Annotated in this window: 19 protein-coding genes; 12 read left to right on the forward strand and 7 right to left on the reverse strand. The window is 35.8% G+C overall.

The annotated features are described in order from the left end of the window. Window positions 1-2: 2 nt before the first annotated feature. The 3 genes from AZF04_RS14370 to AZF04_RS14380 all read right to left on the reverse strand — a co-directional run bounded on the left by AZF04_RS14370 (window position 3) and on the right by AZF04_RS14380 (window position 3220). Window positions 3-1010, reverse strand: coding sequence for an ABC transporter ATP-binding protein (locus tag AZF04_RS14370; RefSeq protein WP_061949325.1), 1008 nt, complete (start codon window positions 1008-1010; stop codon window positions 3-5). Beyond that, window positions 1003-2004: an ABC transporter ATP-binding protein gene (locus AZF04_RS14375; RefSeq protein ID WP_061949326.1), complete on the reverse strand. Its 1002-nt coding sequence runs from the start codon at window positions 2002-2004 to the stop codon at window positions 1003-1005. Before AZF04_RS14375 ends, AZF04_RS14370 begins: the two co-directional genes overlap by 8 nt. Before the next feature lie 349 nt (window positions 2005-2353). After that, window positions 2354-3220 carry a LysR family transcriptional regulator gene (locus tag AZF04_RS14380; protein WP_235599995.1) on the reverse strand — a complete coding sequence of 289 codons (867 nt, stop codon included), beginning with the start codon at window positions 3218-3220 and terminating at the stop codon, window positions 2354-2356. A 128-nt stretch (window positions 3221-3348) separates the two neighbouring features. Between AZF04_RS14380 and AZF04_RS14385 the strand changes: the two genes are divergently transcribed. From AZF04_RS14385 to AZF04_RS14395, 3 genes are all read left to right on the forward strand, one after another. Then, window positions 3349-4044: an L-2-amino-thiazoline-4-carboxylic acid hydrolase gene (locus tag AZF04_RS14385; RefSeq protein WP_061949328.1), complete on the forward strand. Its 696-nt coding sequence runs from the start codon at window positions 3349-3351 to the stop codon at window positions 4042-4044. 6 nt (window positions 4045-4050) lie between these two features. Beyond that, entirely contained in the window at window positions 4051-5289 is a 1239-nt protein-coding gene (locus AZF04_RS14390; protein WP_061949329.1) for a Zn-dependent hydrolase, read from the forward strand. A 194-nt stretch (window positions 5290-5483) separates the two neighbouring features. Further along, window positions 5484-6419 carry a glycoside hydrolase family protein gene (locus AZF04_RS14395; RefSeq protein ID WP_061949330.1) on the forward strand — a complete coding sequence of 312 codons (936 nt, stop codon included), beginning with the start codon at window positions 5484-5486 and terminating at the stop codon, window positions 6417-6419. Window positions 6420-6652: 233 nt separating this feature from the next. Here AZF04_RS14395 and AZF04_RS20745 read toward each other — a convergent pair whose 3' ends face one another. After that, a complete protein-coding gene (locus tag AZF04_RS20745; protein WP_061949331.1) occupies window positions 6653-7066 on the reverse strand; it encodes a hypothetical protein in 414 nt (137 codons plus the stop codon). 733 nt (window positions 7067-7799) lie between these two features. After that, window positions 7800-10346 carry a DUF2252 family protein gene (locus AZF04_RS14405; protein WP_061949332.1) on the reverse strand — a complete coding sequence of 849 codons (2547 nt, stop codon included), beginning with the start codon at window positions 10344-10346 and terminating at the stop codon, window positions 7800-7802. Between the two features lie 723 nt (window positions 10347-11069). Between AZF04_RS14405 and AZF04_RS14415 the strand changes: the two genes are divergently transcribed. From AZF04_RS14415 to AZF04_RS14450, 9 genes are all read left to right on the forward strand, one after another. Beyond that, the gene (locus tag AZF04_RS14415; RefSeq protein WP_412459213.1) at window positions 11070-11597 is read left to right on the forward strand and encodes a GNAT family N-acetyltransferase; all 528 of its coding nucleotides are present in this window, start codon (window positions 11070-11072) and stop codon (window positions 11595-11597) included. Window positions 11598-11632: 35 nt separating this feature from the next. Continuing rightward, complete coding sequence (locus tag AZF04_RS14420; protein WP_235599996.1) at window positions 11633-12388, forward strand: alpha/beta hydrolase; 756 nt, start codon at window positions 11633-11635, stop codon at window positions 12386-12388. Window positions 12389-12754: 366 nt separating this feature from the next. Next, window positions 12755-12904 (forward strand): hypothetical protein, encoded by a 150-nt coding sequence (locus AZF04_RS21240; RefSeq protein WP_156479552.1) that lies wholly within the window; start codon window positions 12755-12757, stop codon window positions 12902-12904. A 9-nt stretch (window positions 12905-12913) separates the two neighbouring features. Beyond that, on the forward strand, window positions 12914-13651 hold the full coding sequence (locus AZF04_RS14425) for a D-alanyl-D-alanine carboxypeptidase family protein (RefSeq protein WP_268753425.1): 738 nt from the start codon (window positions 12914-12916) through the stop codon (window positions 13649-13651). Beyond that, complete coding sequence (locus AZF04_RS14430) at window positions 13639-14178, forward strand: acyltransferase (protein WP_061949336.1); 540 nt, start codon at window positions 13639-13641, stop codon at window positions 14176-14178. Before AZF04_RS14425 ends, AZF04_RS14430 begins: the two co-directional genes overlap by 13 nt. 10 nt (window positions 14179-14188) lie before the next feature. Beyond that, window positions 14189-15301, forward strand: coding sequence for a sensor histidine kinase (locus AZF04_RS14435; RefSeq protein ID WP_061949337.1), 1113 nt, complete (start codon window positions 14189-14191; stop codon window positions 15299-15301). A 472-nt stretch (window positions 15302-15773) separates the two neighbouring features. After that, window positions 15774-16853 (forward strand): D-alanine--D-alanine ligase family protein, encoded by a 1080-nt coding sequence (locus tag AZF04_RS14440; RefSeq protein WP_061949338.1) that lies wholly within the window; start codon window positions 15774-15776, stop codon window positions 16851-16853. Further along, the gene (gene alr / locus AZF04_RS14445) at window positions 16840-18012 is read left to right on the forward strand and encodes an alanine racemase (RefSeq protein WP_061949339.1); all 1173 of its coding nucleotides are present in this window, start codon (window positions 16840-16842) and stop codon (window positions 18010-18012) included. Before AZF04_RS14440 ends, alr begins: the two co-directional genes overlap by 14 nt. Next, the gene (locus AZF04_RS14450; protein WP_064504174.1) at window positions 17987-18673 is read left to right on the forward strand and encodes a response regulator transcription factor; all 687 of its coding nucleotides are present in this window, start codon (window positions 17987-17989) and stop codon (window positions 18671-18673) included. The genes alr and AZF04_RS14450 overlap by 26 nt, the downstream gene beginning before the upstream one ends. A gap of 48 nt (window positions 18674-18721) precedes the next feature. On the opposite strand, the gene AZF04_RS14455 is transcribed toward AZF04_RS14450, so the two are convergent. Together AZF04_RS14455 and AZF04_RS14460 are read right to left on the reverse strand one after the other, a co-directional pair. Then, window positions 18722-19240 carry a hypothetical protein gene (locus AZF04_RS14455; RefSeq protein ID WP_061949340.1) on the reverse strand — a complete coding sequence of 173 codons (519 nt, stop codon included), beginning with the start codon at window positions 19238-19240 and terminating at the stop codon, window positions 18722-18724. A 4-nt stretch (window positions 19241-19244) separates the two neighbouring features. Continuing rightward, complete coding sequence (locus AZF04_RS14460; RefSeq protein WP_061949341.1) at window positions 19245-19718, reverse strand: RNA polymerase sigma factor; 474 nt, start codon at window positions 19716-19718, stop codon at window positions 19245-19247. Window positions 19719-19731: the final 13 nt, after the last annotated feature.

Raw genomic sequence — 19731 nt, forward strand, 5'->3', positions numbered from 1 at the left:
TCTTAGGTCACCTCCCTCTCATCTAAGTTCAGTATTGGATAATGGCAAGCTGCTGATTGTCCCTCTGAGCAATTAACCAGCTCAGGCTGCTCTAGCTTACATTTCTCCTGAACATTTGGACACCTGCTCTGAAAGCTACAGCCTTTAGGTAAATGAATAGGATCTGGTAAATCGCCGTCAATCAGTGGGGGCGAGTCCTTCCGTTTACTAGGATGTGCAGGCGGATAAGAGTCTAATAATGCTTTCGTGTAAGGATGGGATGGAGTGTTAAACACTTGCTCGGCCTTACCGATCTCAACGATTCTACCTAAATACATAACTGCTATACGATCGCTGACATATTTAACTGCACCGAGGCCATGTCCAATGAAAATAAGCGTTAGATTAAATTGCTCCTTTAAATCTAGTAGTAAATTTAGAATTTGGGCTTGAACCGACACATCGAGTGCAGACACTGGTTCATCACAAACGATCATGGAAGGATTTAGCGATAAAGCACGTGCAATTCCAATCCTTTGTCTCTGACCTCCGGAAAACTCATGAGGGTATTTACGCTTGTGTTCACTATTTAAGCCTACTAGCTCCAAAAGCTCATCGACCCTCTTATCTAAGCCACCCTCTGGGCTCATTTTATGTACATACATCGGCTCTTTCAAAGTTTCTCCAATAGGTTTTCTTGGATTTAAACTAGAATAAGGGTCTTGGAAAATAATCTGAAGCTGCTTACGCACATCAAACATTTCCTTGGCATGAAGGCTCTCTATTTTTTTATTATTGAAAATCACTTCGCCACTTGTTGGTTTCTCAAGATTCGTTATTAATCTTCCTAATGTTGATTTCCCACATCCTGATTCCCCAATAATTCCCAAGGTTTCCCCTTTTTTCACCTCTAAACTAACATCGCGAACAGCATGAACGACCTCTTTACTTTTAGAAAAAAGCTTCCTTTTCGCACCATAATTTTTAGATAAACCACTAAGCTTCAGTAGGATTTCTTGATGATTACCCATTTTCTAAGCTTCCTTCCTGAACATATTCTTGATCATCAAGTAACCAACAACGAACTTGATGGCCAGTTGTATATTCTCTCAGCTGAGGTTGAATTTTACATTGTTCCATTGCATAAGGACAACGATTTGAAAAGCTACACCCTTCCGGAAGCTTATCGATTGGAGGAACATTTCCTTTTATCGATTTCAATCTAGTCTTAGAGCTAGAATGAAGATGCGGGATGCACTCCATCAGTCCCTTTGTGTATGGATGCTTTGGCCGATCAAATAATGAGTAAACATCCGTTGATTCCACCACTTCACCTGCATACATGACAATGACGCGGTCAGCCATTTCAGCAACAACATTCATATCATGAGTAATTAAAATAATTCCTGCTTCATACTCCTGCTTTAAATTTTTTAATAGATTAAGAATTTGGGCTTGAATCGTTACATCTAAGGCAGTAGTTGGCTCATCGGCAATCAATAGCTTAGGATTACAGGACAAAGCAATGGCTATCATTACTCTTTGTAACATTCCACCTGATAAGGCAGAAGGATACTCATCTAATATCGCTTCGGCCCTCGAAATTCCGACTTTTTTTAGCATCAAAACAGCATAATCTCTCGCCTTTTTTCCTCTCAGACCTAGATGTAATTTAATAGGCTCTAATAATTGATTACCAATTGTATAAACAGGATTTAAAGAGCTCATTGGCTCCTGAAATATCATTGAAATTTCTTTCCCCCTTAATAACCTTTTGTTTTTCGGAGAAAGCTTCATCAAATCTTGTCCATCAAAATGTATATCCCCTTTTGCCACTCTTCCATTTTTGGCAAGCAAGCCCAAAATAGATAATGAGGTCACACTTTTTCCAGACCCCGACTCTCCGACTATAGCAAGTGTTTCTCCCTTCTTCACATGAAAGCTTACATCTCTAACAGTCACAAGGTCTTTTTTATCCCTTTGGAAAACGGTTTGTAATGAATGGACCTCTAATAAGTTCCCCACTTTGCTTGCCTCCTCTCAATTGTAACTAATACTATATATCATATCGTATAAGTCGGTTTAATTAACTAAAGTTACTGAGTATAAGAGAAGAAGCCCTGTGATTGATGTTTGAGATACACACCATAAATAACAATCACGAGACTAGTTTTAAAAAGGCTTCTAGCAATCTCATTCTCCTTTTAACAGACCTCAGTTACTGTTCAATATACTGAAAGTCATTTTACACATTCACACTATCTTCACTCATTTTTTGATAAAAAAATCAAATTCATACAAAACAAATAGAATCGATCAGATATTAGTCAGATAATATTTCAGAATTTTTTATTTGTCAATAACTGAATTTTTATTATTTTGCTGTTTGCTGAGAAATATGAATGAACATTTTAGCGGCTGGTGATAGATGCCTCATGCGCTTATGAGCGATCCCTACTTCTCGAATATATGAGCTAGACAATTTTTTTTGGACGAGTGGTTTTGGAGCATGAACTAATAAGGAGCTCGGTAAAATAGAAATACCTAAACCCTCGTTTACCATCGTTAATATGACTTGGTCTACTGCAATTTCGTAAACGATATTCGGCACGATTTGAGCATCTGATAAAATTTTTGAAACATCACGGTCCGTTTTTCGACTTGGCATAATCCATCTTTCGTTTTTTAACAAGCTCAATTGTAATTCAGATTTTTGGGTTAAAGGGTGATTAGATGACATGATACAAACTAGCTCGTCTGTAAAAACAGAATGGAATTCTAGTGTTTTAGTATTAGGCTTAGTAATAAACCCAAGATCAATCATATCTCGATCAATCCATTCCTCAATTTGATCATAGTCCCCTTCCATTAGTCGAATATCTAATTCTGGATGATGCTCTTCAAAATAAGCTAACACCTTAGGAAGCAATACTAAGGATACACTAGGTAAAGTACCAATAATAATCGTGCCACCAATGACTTTCTTTAAGTTGGCTACCTCTGAATACAATTGCTCTTGTTGCTGTAGAATGTTTTGAATATATTGATAAACAACTTCTCCTTCATTCGTTAGCTTAATATTATTACGACTTCTGATAATAAGTGACAACCCTAAATCTTCCTCAAGTTTATTAATACTATGACTAATCGATGATTGAGTAAGATTTAATTTAAGCCCTGTTTCGGTGAAATTACCGGTCTCAATCAACGTATGAAATGCTAAATACTGTGAAATAGACATCATAAACTCCCCTTAATATGAATTTAATTCATAATAACTATCTATAATATTCATTTGATTTATTATAACATGAAACTTTATAATTAATTCCAAGTAAATCAATGAGCATTAGAAAGAGAGGCCATAAAATGACACAAGAAAAATTAATCATGAAGGCCTTTTCCATGGATGTTATTACAGCCAAAATGTTTAATGAACTTCACCTTTCCATTACGAAAACCTTTAACACGCAGGGAAAGTCTTTAATTTTAAAGGGCTTAGAGCAATTCGGGATTAAAGATGCAGAAAGTATCGCAAAAAAAGCAACTGCTGAAGGTGAAAATCATTATTTTTATGATTACCTTCCAGCTCATATACAAGACATAGAACAGCATGCAGAGCTTACTCCTTTTGCTCGTTTTTCAAAATTGTTTGCTGAAATTACCAAACAAGTAGTCGATACGTTTGGAGAAGAAGGTGAACAAGTCGTAATGAAGGCTGTTGCAAACTTTGGAGAAAACCGTGGGAGAGGCATTGCCCAAAGAGCTTTTGCCAATGGCTTAGAAAACAGCGCAGAAAATTATTTAAGTAATTACGATATGGGTCGTAGTGATTTGTTTGAATATGAAACGATTCAAAAAGAAAATGAAATTGAACAAACCTTCACCAAGTGCCCTTTAGGACAGCAATGGGCAGATGATAACATGGGTAAATACGGTATTCTTTATTGCAGGATGATCGATCCATCTATTGCAAAAGGTTATAATCCAAAATTTGAAGTGGAGCATGATCAATATGTTCTTAAAGAAGGACAATGTCATTTTCAATTCAAAATGAAAGAGTGAGCGTACATGAATGATAATCATTCCTCTTTTGCTAAATCCCTTATCAATGAAGGGCGGTTGATGAATCACCTTGATGAATTAAGTCGAATTGGACTAAACCCAAAAACAGGAGGAATTAATCGTTTTTCTTTTACAAAAGAAGAAGAAGAGGCCAACTCTCTAATTAAGAAATACATGGAAGAGGCTGGGATGACTGTCTCTATTGACGGAATTGGAAATGTTATTGGAAGCTATGGTCAAGGAGATGAGGTTATCATGCTTGGGTCTCATATTGATACCGTTCCAGAAGGCGGGAAATACGATGGAGCTCTCGGTGTTATCACGGCTATTGAAATTGTCCACTCTCTTCACGAACAGCAGATTACCCCTAGCGTAAGAATTGAAGTCGTTTCTTTTAAAGATGAAGAAGGAACTCGATTCGGTTTTGGTCTTATTGGCAGTAAGGCAATGGCTGGCTTATTGACTGACGAGCAATTAAATAATTTTGACGAAAAGGGAAACAGCATAAAAAGCATGCTTCCAAATCACGCTTTTCCACTCAATAAATGGAAAAGAACTAATATTAAAGCTTACCTAGAAATGCATATTGAACAAGGTCGTGTACTAGAAAATCAACATTTACCAGTTGGTGTTGTAACGGGTATCGCTGCACCAATTTGGCAGGAAATTACCTTAAATGGAAGAAGCGAGCATGCCGGAGCTACCCCTATGAATGTTCGCAGTGATGCTTTAACAGCTGCTGCTGAAATGATATTAAAGGTAGAAGAGCTTTTAAATAAATCAGATTCAGCTGCAGTTGGAACGGTTGGGAAGCTGCATGTCACTCCAAATGGCGTTAATGTGATACCAGGCCAAGTGACATTCAGCATTGATTTACGCGACATTGACGAAGAACAACTAGAGCTTTTAAATGGACATATACTTGAGGAATTAAATAAAATCGCCACTAAAAGAGAAATATCCTTCTCCTCTAAGCTTTTACAACGAGTGACTCCTGTTAAAACCGATTATTATTTACAGAAGCTTTTGGAGAGTAGTATTAAAAAACATCATATTGAGCCTTTTTCTTTAATAAGTGGGGCAGGTCACGATGCCATGAACATCGCCCAAATTGCACCTGTCGTTATGCTATTCGTCCGTTCAAAGGACGGTATAAGCCATAACCCACTTGAATATAGCTCACGAGAAGATATTCTTACGGCTACCCATGTTCTTTATGACACCGTTCTTGAATTAATCAATTAATATGAATACAAAAGAACTTTTTTTAATCTAAAATTATTTAAACAATATCTTGTAATATATATCCCCTTTAGTTACCTTAGCCTTACTTTCCCTTTGAAACTGCCGATAAATAACTGGTGTGTTTTTTGGTGAAACGCTAAGATTAGAAGAGAGAGTTTTACGATAAAATTCTATTTCTAAAGGAGAGTTCAAGGATGACACAACCAATACAAACGCCATCAGCACCATTATTCAGAGACCCCATTTTTGACGGAGCAGCAGATCCCACTCTTATATGGAACACCGTTGAAAAGCAGTGGTGGATCATCTATACGAACCGCCGTGCCAACATTAAGTGTGAAGGAGTATCCTGGGTTCATGGAACCGATTTAGGAATTGCCTCTTCATCCGACCATGGTCAAACTTGGACTTATCGCGGAACTATTGAAGGGTTGGATTTTGAACGAGGTAGAAATACCTTTTGGGCTCCAGAGGTTTTTTACCATAATGGACTTTATCATATGTATGTAAGCTATATCCAAGGAGTACCTAATCAATGGAGTGGACACAAGCGCCAAATTGTCCATTATACAAGTGGAAATTTATGGGACTGGAGCTTTCAATCAATATTAAAGTTAAGCAGTGAATTTGTGATAGATGCGTGTGTGCACCCTTTAGAAAACGGGAAATTTCGAATGTGGTATAAAGATGAAAAACATCACTCTCACACTTATGCAGCCGATAGTAACGATTTGTACGATTGGGAAGTCGTTGGACCTGTTATTACGGACTTTCCACACGAAGGTGCAAATGTATTTCGTTTTGAGGGTTCCTATTGGATGGTAGTAGATAAATGGGCCGGACAAGCAGTCTACCAATCTAATGATTTAGAGACATGGACCTATAACAACTCGGTATTTGCTGATGTAGGAATGCGAGAAGATGATCAAACGATTGGACTACATGCAGATGTTCATATTAGTGACGATGCGGCCTATATCATTTACTTTACTCACCCACAAAGGTCAGAAGAAGTTGATCCACAATCTTATGAATCAAAACGAACCTCTATCCAAGTAGCCAAGCTAGAAATGAAGGACCATCTATTAATTTGTAATCGAAATAAGCCATTTTCCTTTTATTTAACATAAAAAAAGTGAAAGTTTCACTAGGACAAAGCTGATTTTTAAATCATCCCATATGAAATTTTAACTGCTGGTATGGAATAGGCTTACACACGAACAGGCCCTTTCTTCTTTTAATAAGAAGGGGGCCTGTCGCATTTAAAGAGGCTCTATGTGATAACGTGAAGTTTAGAACCTTGTTTAATCAAAAAGGTGAAAACCATATTAATTTAATGACTTTGACTTTTCTCTTGCACACTTTATAAGGCTACTTTTAGCTCTAATACACTTCCCTTTTGAAAGCTTGCTAGCTTAGAAACGAATACATCTAATCTATCGAATTCCGTTGTTAGATAGAAATTAGCTTGCAGTTTTTCCGGTACTTCAAGTTTATTGTCTGCACTTACTTCTATCCCAATAACTCCTACCTTGTTCTGTAAAAAGAAACGTAAAGAAAGGAGAGGAGTGTCTTCTGTAAATTCTAGTCTCCAAATAAATTCTTCTTTACCGAATGATTCAATAAAATCCTTCACTCCATCTATTAGTTTCGAAATTTCACTCTCATCTAAATAAGAATCCATGATAATACTACTGTTCTGACCAACAATATTGAAGTTGGCTTCAAAAAAACGCTCATCTTCCCATGTTTTTTTTAATGCAAATAAAGACTCCATCATCATCTTCCTTCCAAATTCAATCCTATTATATTTTATCGTATAAAAAGATAAATTTGTTTATTTGAATCATTTTCATCCTTCCTATCTTCTAATGAAAACGGGACGATTTGGTTTTTGATTTTCACTTTAGGTAGATGCTTTCCCAAGGGCTTGTCTTCAGCTAACTCTGACTACGCTGAGCTTCGTCAGAGTGGATCTTCAGACTGCGCTCTTCCTTTAGGAGTCACTACCTACCGTTTCAATCATCGAGTTAATTCAGAAACATTCGTCTTTTAATAAAGACCGACCAATTAGGGTTTTGATTTTCACTTTTGGTAGTTGCTTTCCCAAGGGCTTGTCTTCAGCTAACTCCGACTACGCTGAGCTTCGTCAGAGTGGATCTTCAGACTGCGCTCTTCCTTTAGGAGTCACTACCTACCGTTTCAATCAACGAGTTAATTCACTTATAGAGCCATTATGAAATTCACTAATTTAATAAAACAAAGCAAAAAAGAGGATGAGACAATACTCATGAACAAACGTTTCCTCCCATGTTAGGTGCCCGGCTGTCCGCTAGCTTACGCCTTTCACAGAGAATCTACCCTATCAAAAAAACCCTCCTTGTTTCACAGTAAGGAGGGTTCGTGATTAGTTCTTAATGTTTGCATCCATTAAACATCATTTCAATTTTTTCTCATGTGGTGATTTTAAAACAGGTTTTGTCCTGGTATCTTTCTCATCAGTTCTTACATTAAAATTTTTCTCTCAATTTTCTATTATAGTAAAATACGGCAGATAGACTAAGTAAGATTAAACCTAACAATATAAATAGATAAGATGATGTAGCGGTTTTCGGTAAAAGAGAATTCGTTTCCTCATTAGGATTTTTATCTGCTACCGGCTCTTCGCCTTCGACTGGCTCTTCTCCCTCAACTGGCTCTTCGCCTTCGACTGGTTCTTCTCCCTCTACCGGCTCTTCGCCTTCGACTGGTTCTTCTCCCTCAACTGGCTCTTCGCCTTCGACTGGTTCTTCGCCTTCGATTGGCTCCTGTTCAAACGCACCATCTTCATATAATTGACTATATAGCTCGTGATCCTTTAAAACCTGCGCATAATACTTTAAAGAAACTTCTGCGAATTCCATTGAAAATTCTGGAATTGCGGTTTCGAGTTCAGCTACTAATTCATTCGCAAAAGCTTGGTTTCCTAAATGATTTGCAGCTCGTACATGAGCATACGCCGTTGCTTCTGCACTTGCTCGTATAAAGTTGTCTAAATCCTCTTTACCACTAAAATCTGATGCCCCCACTTCATCTTTATAAGGAGATCGTTCTTTTACTAAAAAGGATTGTTCACCTTTTTCTAAAACACCCCAATGGATGTCGGGGTAGTTATGCATCGCAAAAACACCCTCAATGGTTCTATATGCATTAGGTCCCATCTCAGATCCATTAAACAAGTCTGAATACTCTACAGCAGAGCGACCTTGAGCTTTAATATCTAAAATAATGTCATCATCTGTAGAATCTGTTTCACCTTCAATTAACACATAATACCGATCATAGCCAAGACTCCCTAACCCAGCCCCTGTTCGACGGGCGATATCCTTAATCGTGAAATATTCCACACCGACCTCATCCAATATATCTTGAGAAAGATTCTCCAAGTAGGTAGACCAGCTTTCTTCTATTTCTTGATATTCAGCTTCTGTAACGGATGCCAATCGATTATTCGTTAAATCAAACCTTCTACCATCCTGAAGAGTTGTCCAACTTATTAATTGATTATTTAAAGGCTCTGCTTGAACGGATGTCGCAAAATCCCCAATAAAACCAGAAAGATTTTCACTAGTAAAATAATGCTCTCGAACTGATACTTCACCAGCTACTACATTTTCCAAAGCACTCTGATAATATTGTGCATAATTTTGAACGATTTCCATAATGTCAGTATCATCTAATTGAAGCCTTGGCCCCACATCATTCAATAAATACAAGCTAGTTCCAAAGTTAATTAAATCCGTATAAAATGGAGCGATTCCTACCTCATCAAAGTCATTTAATTCAAAAACAACCTCTTTAAAACGATTTCCGTAAAAACCTATATTTTCGATATGTAAATCTCCTGTTACCCATGTACGAAAACGAGAAAGACTTGTCCATGACTCTGGTAAATCAACTACTTTATTTTTAATATCAAGGAAAAATAACGAAGCGGTTCCACGATAAAAAGCAAAAGGATTGAAAGCTAACTGCTGTAGCTTTGAATCACGAACGGACACATCATTAATATGCGTATTCGTCTCTATCAAATGTTCGAGCAACGTTTTCATTCGTCCTTCTCCCGCTACAGGATTTAACTCACCAAGATCGATTCCTGGCTTACCAGGCAGGACAAAATCAACATCCTCAATAGCATCATAATAAGAAGCAACAGGTGAGAAATCAGCAATATTATTTCCATCTAAATTAAGCCTTATTAGAAGATTTTCTAGATTAGCAAGTGGACTAATATCAACAATTAGATTATCTCGAATGTTTAAATCTTCTAGAAGTGTCATATTTGCAAGTACTGAAATATCTTCAATTTGATTTCGTCTTACGATTAATGATTTTATTTTAGTTACATTCTCAAGCGGAGACAGGTCTTTAACTTGATTAGAATGTAAGTTAAGATTGATTAACTCTGTCAACTCTTCTAACGCCGTTATGTCTGCAATAGCGTTCTCACGAGCATTAAAATCTTTTAATTGATACAAGCTTTTTAAAGGTGTAAGATCTACAACCCGGTTATCTCGAATATCAAGGTTTTCTAAGCTTGCTAAAGACTGTACTGATTCAATCGATTCAATAGAATTACCTCTTACATCTAAAGTGACTAAATTCACCAAATTCTCTATACCTATTAAGTTTGTCAGGTTATTCTCCCTTAAATCCACTTTTTCTAATAGAGTAAGCGTTGATAATGGTATAAGATCTGATATTTCGTTTGAACGCAATTCAAGCTCCGTTAAATTCGTTAATAGCTCAATCCCTTTTAAGCTAGAGATTCCCTCATTACGTATTTTTTCAAGCTTGGTTACTTGCTCAAGCGCTTCTTTCGTTAACTCTGTATAACCCTCGTTTTCGATGCTACTAATGACCGCTTCTAACAAAGCTGCATCCTCAAATTGGGAAGCTAATTCCTCCTCAGCAGCATCTTCTTCAGCTAACTCCTCAGCTAATCCTTGACTTTGTACATAAAAAGATAAAAAGATCATGACCATTAAAATCAATAAATAATTGCGTTTGAATTTCATCTAGCTCCCTCCTCCTTTATTCCTTGTCCAATATAGCAGTTTTGAAGAATTCGAAGGGGAGATTTACAGATTGTTAATAGAAAGCTTACAAAATTAATAGTCTATTAAAACTACTCAACCAGTATTATAATTTCTTAGAAATATAAGGAAGATAGTTGTTATAAATATTTCATATTTTCCTAGTTTCTTCCTATTATAATAAGTAAAAAAAAGAAGCAGAATCAAAAGTATCCTTAAACTCATGGGAAACCTTCACTTTCATAACAAAATCTCCCCCCTACCTTTGTAAAAAATGGGGCATTACACAAAGATTCTGGCATTATACCTTCATCACTAATTTGGTCATAATTACAAAAAAGTCGCTTTCCCTTGGGCGCGCTTGTTTCAATTTCACCTTCTTTTTCAACTAGAATGCTTTCATTTAACCAACTAAATCGATGCATTTTTTTGCAACTCATATATACGTTTATATAAAGATAATAGTTAGAAAGGATGCGCTGCCAATATAATATTCCTTATTTATCTATATTACTCAAGCTCTTCCACTAATAATTGTTATAACAGACGAAAAATGTAGTAATCCACTCCATACGATTCGTCAAACTTGAATTTAAATTTTATTTTTATATAATAAAATCATCTCAATACGGAAGGGAATGAACGATGCACAGAAATCAATAGCTTAAACTCAGAGTATTTTCAAATACGGAGGTAAGTATATTGATGACAAAAATTGTAACAGAACGATTACTGCTAAAAGAAATGGATAATTCCCATTCCACTAGTCTTTTTAAAATTTGGAGTGACCCTGCCGTCACTAAGTTTATGAATATTGAACGTTTTACAAGTGAAGAGCAGGCCGTTCAAATGATTGAACTACTAAAACAGCTATCTAAAGAAAAAAAAGCGATTCGCTATTCTATTTTCCTCTCCAAAACCAACCAAATCATTGGTTCATGTGGCTTTAATTCTCTCGATTTTGAACACTTAAAAGCCGAAATAGGATATGATTTGGGTAAAGATTTTTGGGGTAAAGGATACGCTGCAGAAGCTCTTGAAAGCTTATTGAATTATGCGTTTCATTCTTTAAATATCCAGCGAATCGAAGCCAAAATTGAGCCTGGAAATACGCCTTCTATAAAATTAGTTGAAAGATTAAATTTTCAATTCGAAGGGACATTAAGACAAGCCGAAAAATCAAAAGGAACATTTATTGATTTAAACATGTATTCAAAACTAAAAACCGATTAAGCTATTTTTAAAGTAGATGGAGTGTGCACCTTACGATGATGACTAAACTAAAAAACTTATCACTGATAAAAAAAATCCTTCTATTATTGCTCCTCATATTGTTCATTTGTGTATCGGGATTTTTAATATGGGCTTCATTAACATTCGATGCTACTTCTGAATTAAAGGAGCAGGTTAATATCGAAGAAATTCATCAAGAAGATAGCTGGATGATATTTGCGAAAGACACATATACCCAGCAAGAAGGAATCATCATTTATCCTGGAGCTAAGGTAGAGCCAGAAGCTTATAGTTATCTTGGGCAAGAATTAGCCAACCAAGGATACTTAGTTGCGATTCCTTCCGTAACATTAAACCTTAGTATTTTTAATTTAAATAAGGCAGAGGAAATCATCTCTGAATATCCTAACCTTGAATGGTATATAGGAGGCCATTCTATGGGTGGTGCAGCGGCTGCCATGTTTGCCGATGAACATCTAGACCTTATAGAAGGATTATTTTTCCTTGGCTCCTACCCTGGAGGTAGTGTAGATTTGTCACAGGAATCTCTACCTGTTCTTTCAATTTATGGTGAGCTTGATGGATTAAGCACGCCGGAAAAAGTAGATGCTGCCGCGCCTTTATTGCCACCTGATACCTTCTATGAAGAAATAATTGGTGGAAATCATGCTCAGTTTGGATGGTATGGTGAACAAAAGGGAGATAACCCAGCTCAAATATCTACGATAGAACAGCAGGATCAAATTATAGATGCCCTCCTTTCTTGGTTAGAAAGCTTAGAAAATGAATAGGATACAAATCGAGAAGCTTACACTTCTCGATTTTTTATTTACTTAAGATTTCCCCTATGACCATTTATTATAAAGGGCATACTTTTCGCTTTCAAAGGTTTGGAAAAGTACCGTTCCTTTCATTAGGGCTCTGGCTTTTGACTCTTCCTCGTTTCACCACGGCTTTTCCTTCCGATCAGACTTTGCTTTTCACTCTTTTCTTGCTCGGAGCTTTTTCTGTCCAATTATTCTAAATGCTGAACATTAAAGAGTCTTTCTTCTTAATCTTTAAGAATGGGTATAAGTAAACTTTATGTTTCTTAAGATTTTCTTTTCTCTTATCTTATTTTTGATATCTATACTTCTTTTTATAAAGGAGTGAATTCAATGTCTAATAAATTATTATTTCTTACTATACCATTTACTATGATCCTTTCTATTTCCATAATTAACGTCACACAAGTGGAAGATGATTTTATTCATCTTCTATTAGATATGAATACAAATACAATTGTAGTCGAGCATCATATTGATTAAGCTGTTCCTATCGCTAGTCTTTCTAAGCTAATGGTTGAATATATTTTGCTAGAGCACATAGAGCTAGGTGCTGTAAATTGGAATGACGATGTTCAAATTAGTTCTCATGCGGTTCGACAAGAAGGTGTGAAGATAGAATTAATCGAAGGAGACTTTGTTTCATTAAAGGATTTATACATGGCTATGCGTTTACCTTCAGCTAACAATGCAACCGTAGCTATAGCAGAGCATATTAGTGGTTCTGAGGAAAGCTTTACCATACTAATGAATGAGAAAGCTCAGGAATTAGGTTTGTCGAGTACACAATTTGTTAACGCAACTGGACTTACTGGTCATGAAAAAAGCAATACAATGAGTGCTAGAGATATTTCTACTTTGGCATCAAAGCTCATTACAAAATATCCAAGTGTGTTAGAGTCCTCTTCTATTCCCTTTTACACGTTAGAATATTTGGACCAGGAAATTGAAACGACTAATCATATGCTAACGAAAAATAGCCTCATGTTTGATGGGTTAGATGGGCTAAAAACAGGATATACAAATGAATCAGGCTTCAGCTTTATTGGAACAGCACAACAAAATGGACAGCGTTATGTGACCGTCGTTTTAGGAACTCCTCATTATGATTCACGTTTTATAGAAACAAAAAAGCTTCTCTCGGACGCTTTTGAAGAAAAATACGTACCTTCTATTGAATCTATTATTGTTTTTTTACAGGAGATAAAAGCAAAATTATGGCTAAACTAAATAGACTTTTTCAAAAAATAAAAAAAAATTTCGTAGGTATATACAGGCGCTTAAAGCATGACCTTTTAGTTAATATGATAGGTAGATCCTTCTTAACGACTAGAAGCGTAAGAAAATTAGTCTATCGACTAGCAGGGATGCAAATCAAAACGAATGAAATTCGTCCTAACTGTACGATAATAGGAAATCAATTAACTCTCCAAAAAGGTGTCTTAATTAATTATAATGTATTTATTGACTGTAAAGAATTAGTCAAAATTGGAGAAAGAACATTCATCGCATTTGGTGTTCATATATGTACGTCTACACATAAAATCGGCCACTCTGAAAAAAGAGCAGGTGATGCAACGAACAATCCTGTATGGATAGGAAAAGGGTGCTGGATTGGAGCAAATGCAACTATTCTGCCTGGTTCTCATATTGGTGATGGTTGTGTCATTGCAGCGGGTTCTTTAGTGAAGGGTAAATGCTTACCAAATCATTTATACGCAGGGGTTCCAGCAAAGCCTATAAAAAAATTACCATAAGGAGATTTTTATGAATCATAAATATAGAAAGTACATGTATAAAATTTTGATCGCATTCGCTGTCTCAGGTGCCGTGACAGGAATCATCATGTCGTTTATTTATTTTCTTTTTCGATTTGGTTATAAAAGTCTAAGTATAAATGCCTTCCTTTACAGTATTGTTGAAAGTATTCAGTTTTTCTCCGACACTTACTTAAATACCGTAACGGTGATTAGTTTTATATTATTTATTTTGATTATGCTCGTTATTCTTCATAAGCACATTTTATATTTAGTAAAAATAGAAGAAGGCTTAGAGAAGATGGCCAGTGGTCAATTAAAAGAAAAAATTGAGATAGTTGAGGATAGTGACTTAGCTCGAATTGCCGAGAAAACAAACCAGCTTTCAGACAAATTAGAACAAACGATAAAAGAAGAAAGATTAGCAGAAGAAGCAAAAACCGAGCTAATAACAAATGTGTCACACGATCTAAGAACACCGCTCACCTCAATATTAGGGTATTTAGAATTAATAGAGCGAGATCAATATAAAGACGAGGTAACTCTTCGATATTATACGGATATAGCATTCCGCAAAACAAAGCAAGTTCATGCTATGGTTAACGATCTATTTGAATATATTCGCACAAAAAATCCAAGCTTAGTTTTAGATAAAAAAGTCATTGATTTGAAAGAATTAATCAAACAATCGACTGAACAGCTAACGATTCAATTTAACAAAGAAGAAATGACATGCAGAATAGAGCTACCAGAACAAGAATCCAAAATAAATATTGATCCCGAAAAAATATCTCGTGTTTTCGAAAACATACTAGGTAATGCCTTAAAATACGGAAAGGAAGGCAAATATGTCGACATCAATTTCCAACAATCTCTTGATGAGGTTAAGATTGAAATTAAAAATTATGGAGATCCTATTTCTAAAATGGATATTCCCTATTTATTTGATCGATTTTATCGGATCGAAAAATCCCGTTCGAAGGATACAGGCGGATCTGGTTTAGGCTTAGCGATAGCTAAAAATATTGTTGAGCTTCATAATGGTAAAATCAAGGTAACTAGTGACCAAACTGGAACAGCCTTTACCATTCAATTACCTAAATCCATTGTGCCTGTTCAATAAAACCAACTTTAATCACATTGAAAAGTTTAAGGATTTAGAGATAAAATGGCATGCTCGAGCCGAAATCCACCACTTCCCACTGTAGTTACGCTTACGTCTTTCACAGGAAATTTACCCATTCAATAGAGCCCTCCTTCTTTCACAAGAAGGAAGGTTCTTAGTTCGTTATTAGTGTCTGCATCCATTACACAACATTATAAAGTTTTGCTTTATGAGACGAAAAAGACTGTGTCCCACCCTTTTTTAAATATAAATTACTTAGACAAGCAACTACTTTGTGTGAAGTTCTTCATTCATGCGCAATATACAAGCTGCTTTTTTAATTATCATCCAGTTTTTCTACAGTTACCTTTTCCCTTTCGTTTATGTAGCCATTTTTATGTTCTTAAGGTTTCTTTAATTTTTCTTTCTTTTTTCTTTAATCTAGTTATGTAAATTAAAGATATTAAAATGACATTAGGAGAGAAACGCTATGAACAAAAAAAATATTGCGGTAATCTTTGGTGGAGTATCATCTGAGCATCAAGTTTCTATTACATCAGCAACTGCTATTATGGAGGGTCTTCCTTCCGATAAATATGACATAACACCGATTATCATTAGTCAAAAAGGAAGCTGGTACTTATTCGATCAACCTTTAAATGAGTTAGCAAATGATGATTGGGAAACTCGACTTTCTTTAAAGAGAGTGCTCATTAGTACAGACCACCAAAAACCTGGATTAATTATTTTTGATAAAGAGCGTCTTCAATATGTATCAATTGATTGCTATTTTCCTGTACTTCACGGAAAAAATGGAGAAGATGGAACTATTCAAGGTCTACTTGATTTAACGAATATTCCTTATGTAGGCTGCGGAACATTAAGCTCAGCTTTATCGATGGACAAAGTATTTGCTTATCAAATCGTAAAGGAATTAAAAGTTAAGATTCCTGAATTTATTTCCTTTCATCAGCAGCAATATAATGATGAGCTACTAGCACAAAAAATAAAAGAAACTTTAGGTTACCCTTTATTTGTGAAGCCTGTAAACTCAGGGTCTTCCTTTGGGATTACGAAGGTATATCAAGAGGATGAGCTCAAAAAAGCAATTGAACATGCGTTCCTTCATGATCAGAAAGTCATTTGTGAAAAAGCCATAGTAGGAACAGAGGTAGGCTGTGCCGTTTATGGAAATGAGAAGCCTGAAACAGGATTGGTTGGGGAAATTTCAGCAAGTCAGGACTATTTGGATTTTAATGATAAATATATTTATGGTCAAATTAAACAATATGTGCCAGCTCGAGTCGATCACGATATACTAAAGCTCGTCCAACAAAAGGCGATTGATATTTATCAAACATTAGGTTGCAGTGGATTAGCTAGAGTCGACTTTTTTATCAAAGAAAATGGAGAAATCATCTTTAACGAGATTAACACAATGCCAGGGTTTACTCCTTCTAGTAGATATCCTAAAATGCTTGAAGCATCAGGGATACAATACTCAGATTTGTTAGATGAACTGATTGAATTAGCTTTGAGCAAAAAGGAGATTGAATATGAGAAATGCTAGAGCTTGGGCACCGGTCTCCTTGTCTAACTTGAAGCATAATCTATCCATCATTCAAGAAATCATTCCTTCACAAACCCAAATCATGGCTGTCATTAAAGCCGATGCTTATGGTCATGGAATAAAAGAAGTCTCTGAACAATTATATCTCTTAGGAGTTAAAGCTTTTGCCGTTGCTACTCTTGATGAAGGAATGGAGGTTCGTAAGACGTTATTACTTCATGACGATATCGAAATTTTAATTTTAGGAAGAACTGATTGTTTCGATGCCAATTTATTAGAAAAATATCGATTAACGCAAACCTTATCCTCTCACTCATACGCTTTGGAATTAGAAAGGTATGCAACCGAGCACTCCTTGACGATTGATGCTCATCTAAAAATTGATACAGGAATGCATCGATTAGGCTATGACTGGGACCAAATCGATATCATCAAACAGACTTTTTATTTAAAACATATAAAAATTAAGGGCATTTATAGCCATTTATCTAGAGCTGATAGCTTTACTCAGGAAGATGTAGATTGGACTCATCAACAGATTGACCGCTTTAACGATTGTCTTGTTGAATTAAAAGATTATCCATACGGGAAAACACATTTACAAAATAGTGGTGGAATCATTAATTATTCTCATCTACAATATGATTATGTAAGACCAGGGATTATGCTGTACGGTTCACCATCAGGAGAAACACATTCGATCGGCTTAAAGCCTACTGTACAGTTAAAAGCAACGATAGCTTCTATAAAGCAGGTCAATGTAAATCAATCGATCGGTTATGGAAGAAGCTATATTTCGAAAAAACCTATGAAAATCGCATCCGTTACGATCGGCTATGCAGATGGATACCCCCGCAGCTTATCGGGGCAAAATGCACCTGTGCTCGTAAATGGGCAAATGGCTTCCCTCATTGGGAACGTTTGTATGGACCAGATTATCATTGATGTTACTCATATTAAATCAGTAAACGAAGGAGATATTGTCACGTTGATTGGTGAGGATCAGCAGCAATCGATTTCTATAGCAGACCTTGCGAATTTAGCTCAAACGATAACCAATGATTTATTGTGTCAATTTTCACTTCGGGTACAGAGGTTATATACTTCAGACAGCTGGAAGGATGTGCAAAGATTTGCCCAAGAAAATTTTAATTGTTGATGATGATTTTGAAATCGCTCAATTAATCAAAATTTCATTAGAAAATGATGGCTTTATTACTAAAAGAGCTGAAAACGGATTAGAGGCTCTTTCTTTGATTACTGAGGAAGAGTTTGATTTAATTGTCCTAGATATTATGATGCCTAAAATGGATGGACTTGAGTTTTGTCAGGAAATCCGTAAAACCAAAACGATTCCGATCTTAATGATTAGTGCCAAGTCTGAGGATATGGATAGAATTAAAGGCATTATGACAGGCGCTGACGACTATATGGTCAAGCCCTTTAATATTCTGGAGTTATTAGTAAGAATAAAAGCCTTAATAAGAAGAGCCTATTACTTTAGACAAAATGATCAAAATGATGGAATCATTGAATTAGGACCGCTTTTGATTAACAAGTTAAAGTACACAGTAACAGTAGGTGAAGTAGAAATTAAATTGACCTCCAAAGAATTCGATATTCTCTATCTATTAGCGAGTCATCCTAAACAGGTCTTCGATTCAGAATCGATTTTTAAGCATGTTTGGAAGGAAAAATATTTTGATTCCAACAATACCGTCATGGTACATATTAGTAATTTAAGAGACAAGCTAGAAAGAATAGTTGGCTATAAAGTCATTCAAACCGTTTGGGGCGTTGGATATAAAATTGAAATATAATGAGATCAACAAAACTACTCATAAACCATCATGAGTAGTTTTTTCTATTTATCGAATCGGATCTTCAAAATTCCAATTTGTAAAAATAGCATCTGCCTTCACTGGGTTTTCATTAGGATTTTCGGCAAATCCTCCAATCAAATTACCTTCTCTAAAAGTTGGTTCAAATAACTGTTCATCCTTTGGTCCAGCAGTCGGTCCATCGATTCCTAATTTAGTCTCTTCGGTCACCACAACCTGCATACCATTATCTAAGGTAAAGCTCAATCCATCCTCGCTCACTTCTGTAATATATCCTTCGATATTAAGCATGACGCTAGCAGCTGGTGCATTAGGATCTACTTCAATCCGATCGGTTAAATCTAAGGCTACCTCATTATTAGCATTATTAAAGAAAATAACAAACGCCAAAATGGCACAAGCAACAAAACTTCCACCCAAAATGCTTACTTTTTTCATAGAGAACCTCTTTTCACTTGGTTTATAGTCGGACATTTCCTTTTTCATCTTCGTCTTAAATTCCTCTGACGCTTTAATTTGCCTCATCGCTTTTTTATAAGCGCTCATTTCTTTAACTCCCTTCCTCTAATATAAATCTCAATTTCATCCGTAATCTTCTTAATTTCGAGCTAACGGTATTCACTTTCATTTCTAAAAGGTTGGCAATTTCAGCAATTTTATAGCCTTCATAATAATGTAAGTAGACTATAGTTGTTTCCTCGAGCTCTAGCTCGAATATTTCAGGCAATATACTTTGTTCTTCTTTTGCCATAAAAGTCATCTCTTCTGTGATCGGGATATTTTTTCTAACACGAGATAATTTAAAATAGTCTTTGCATTTATTGTAAGTCACTTTAATAAGCCAACCCTTTAAATGGGCTTCATCGTCAAAGAAATCCCTTTGTTTCATAAGTGACATATAAACTTCTTGGACAATGTCCTCAGCTTCAGACATATTTTTAGTCTGCTGGATAGCAATGCGAATGAGAGTATCACTGAAATTTTCTACAATATCATGGATACGTAAGCCGGCGAACGTTTTCATATCCAACCTCCTT

Source organism: Alkalihalobacillus trypoxylicola (assembly GCF_001590785.1).
Lineage (GTDB): Bacteria > Bacillota > Bacilli > Bacillales > Bacillaceae_D > Alkalihalobacillus > Alkalihalobacillus trypoxylicola.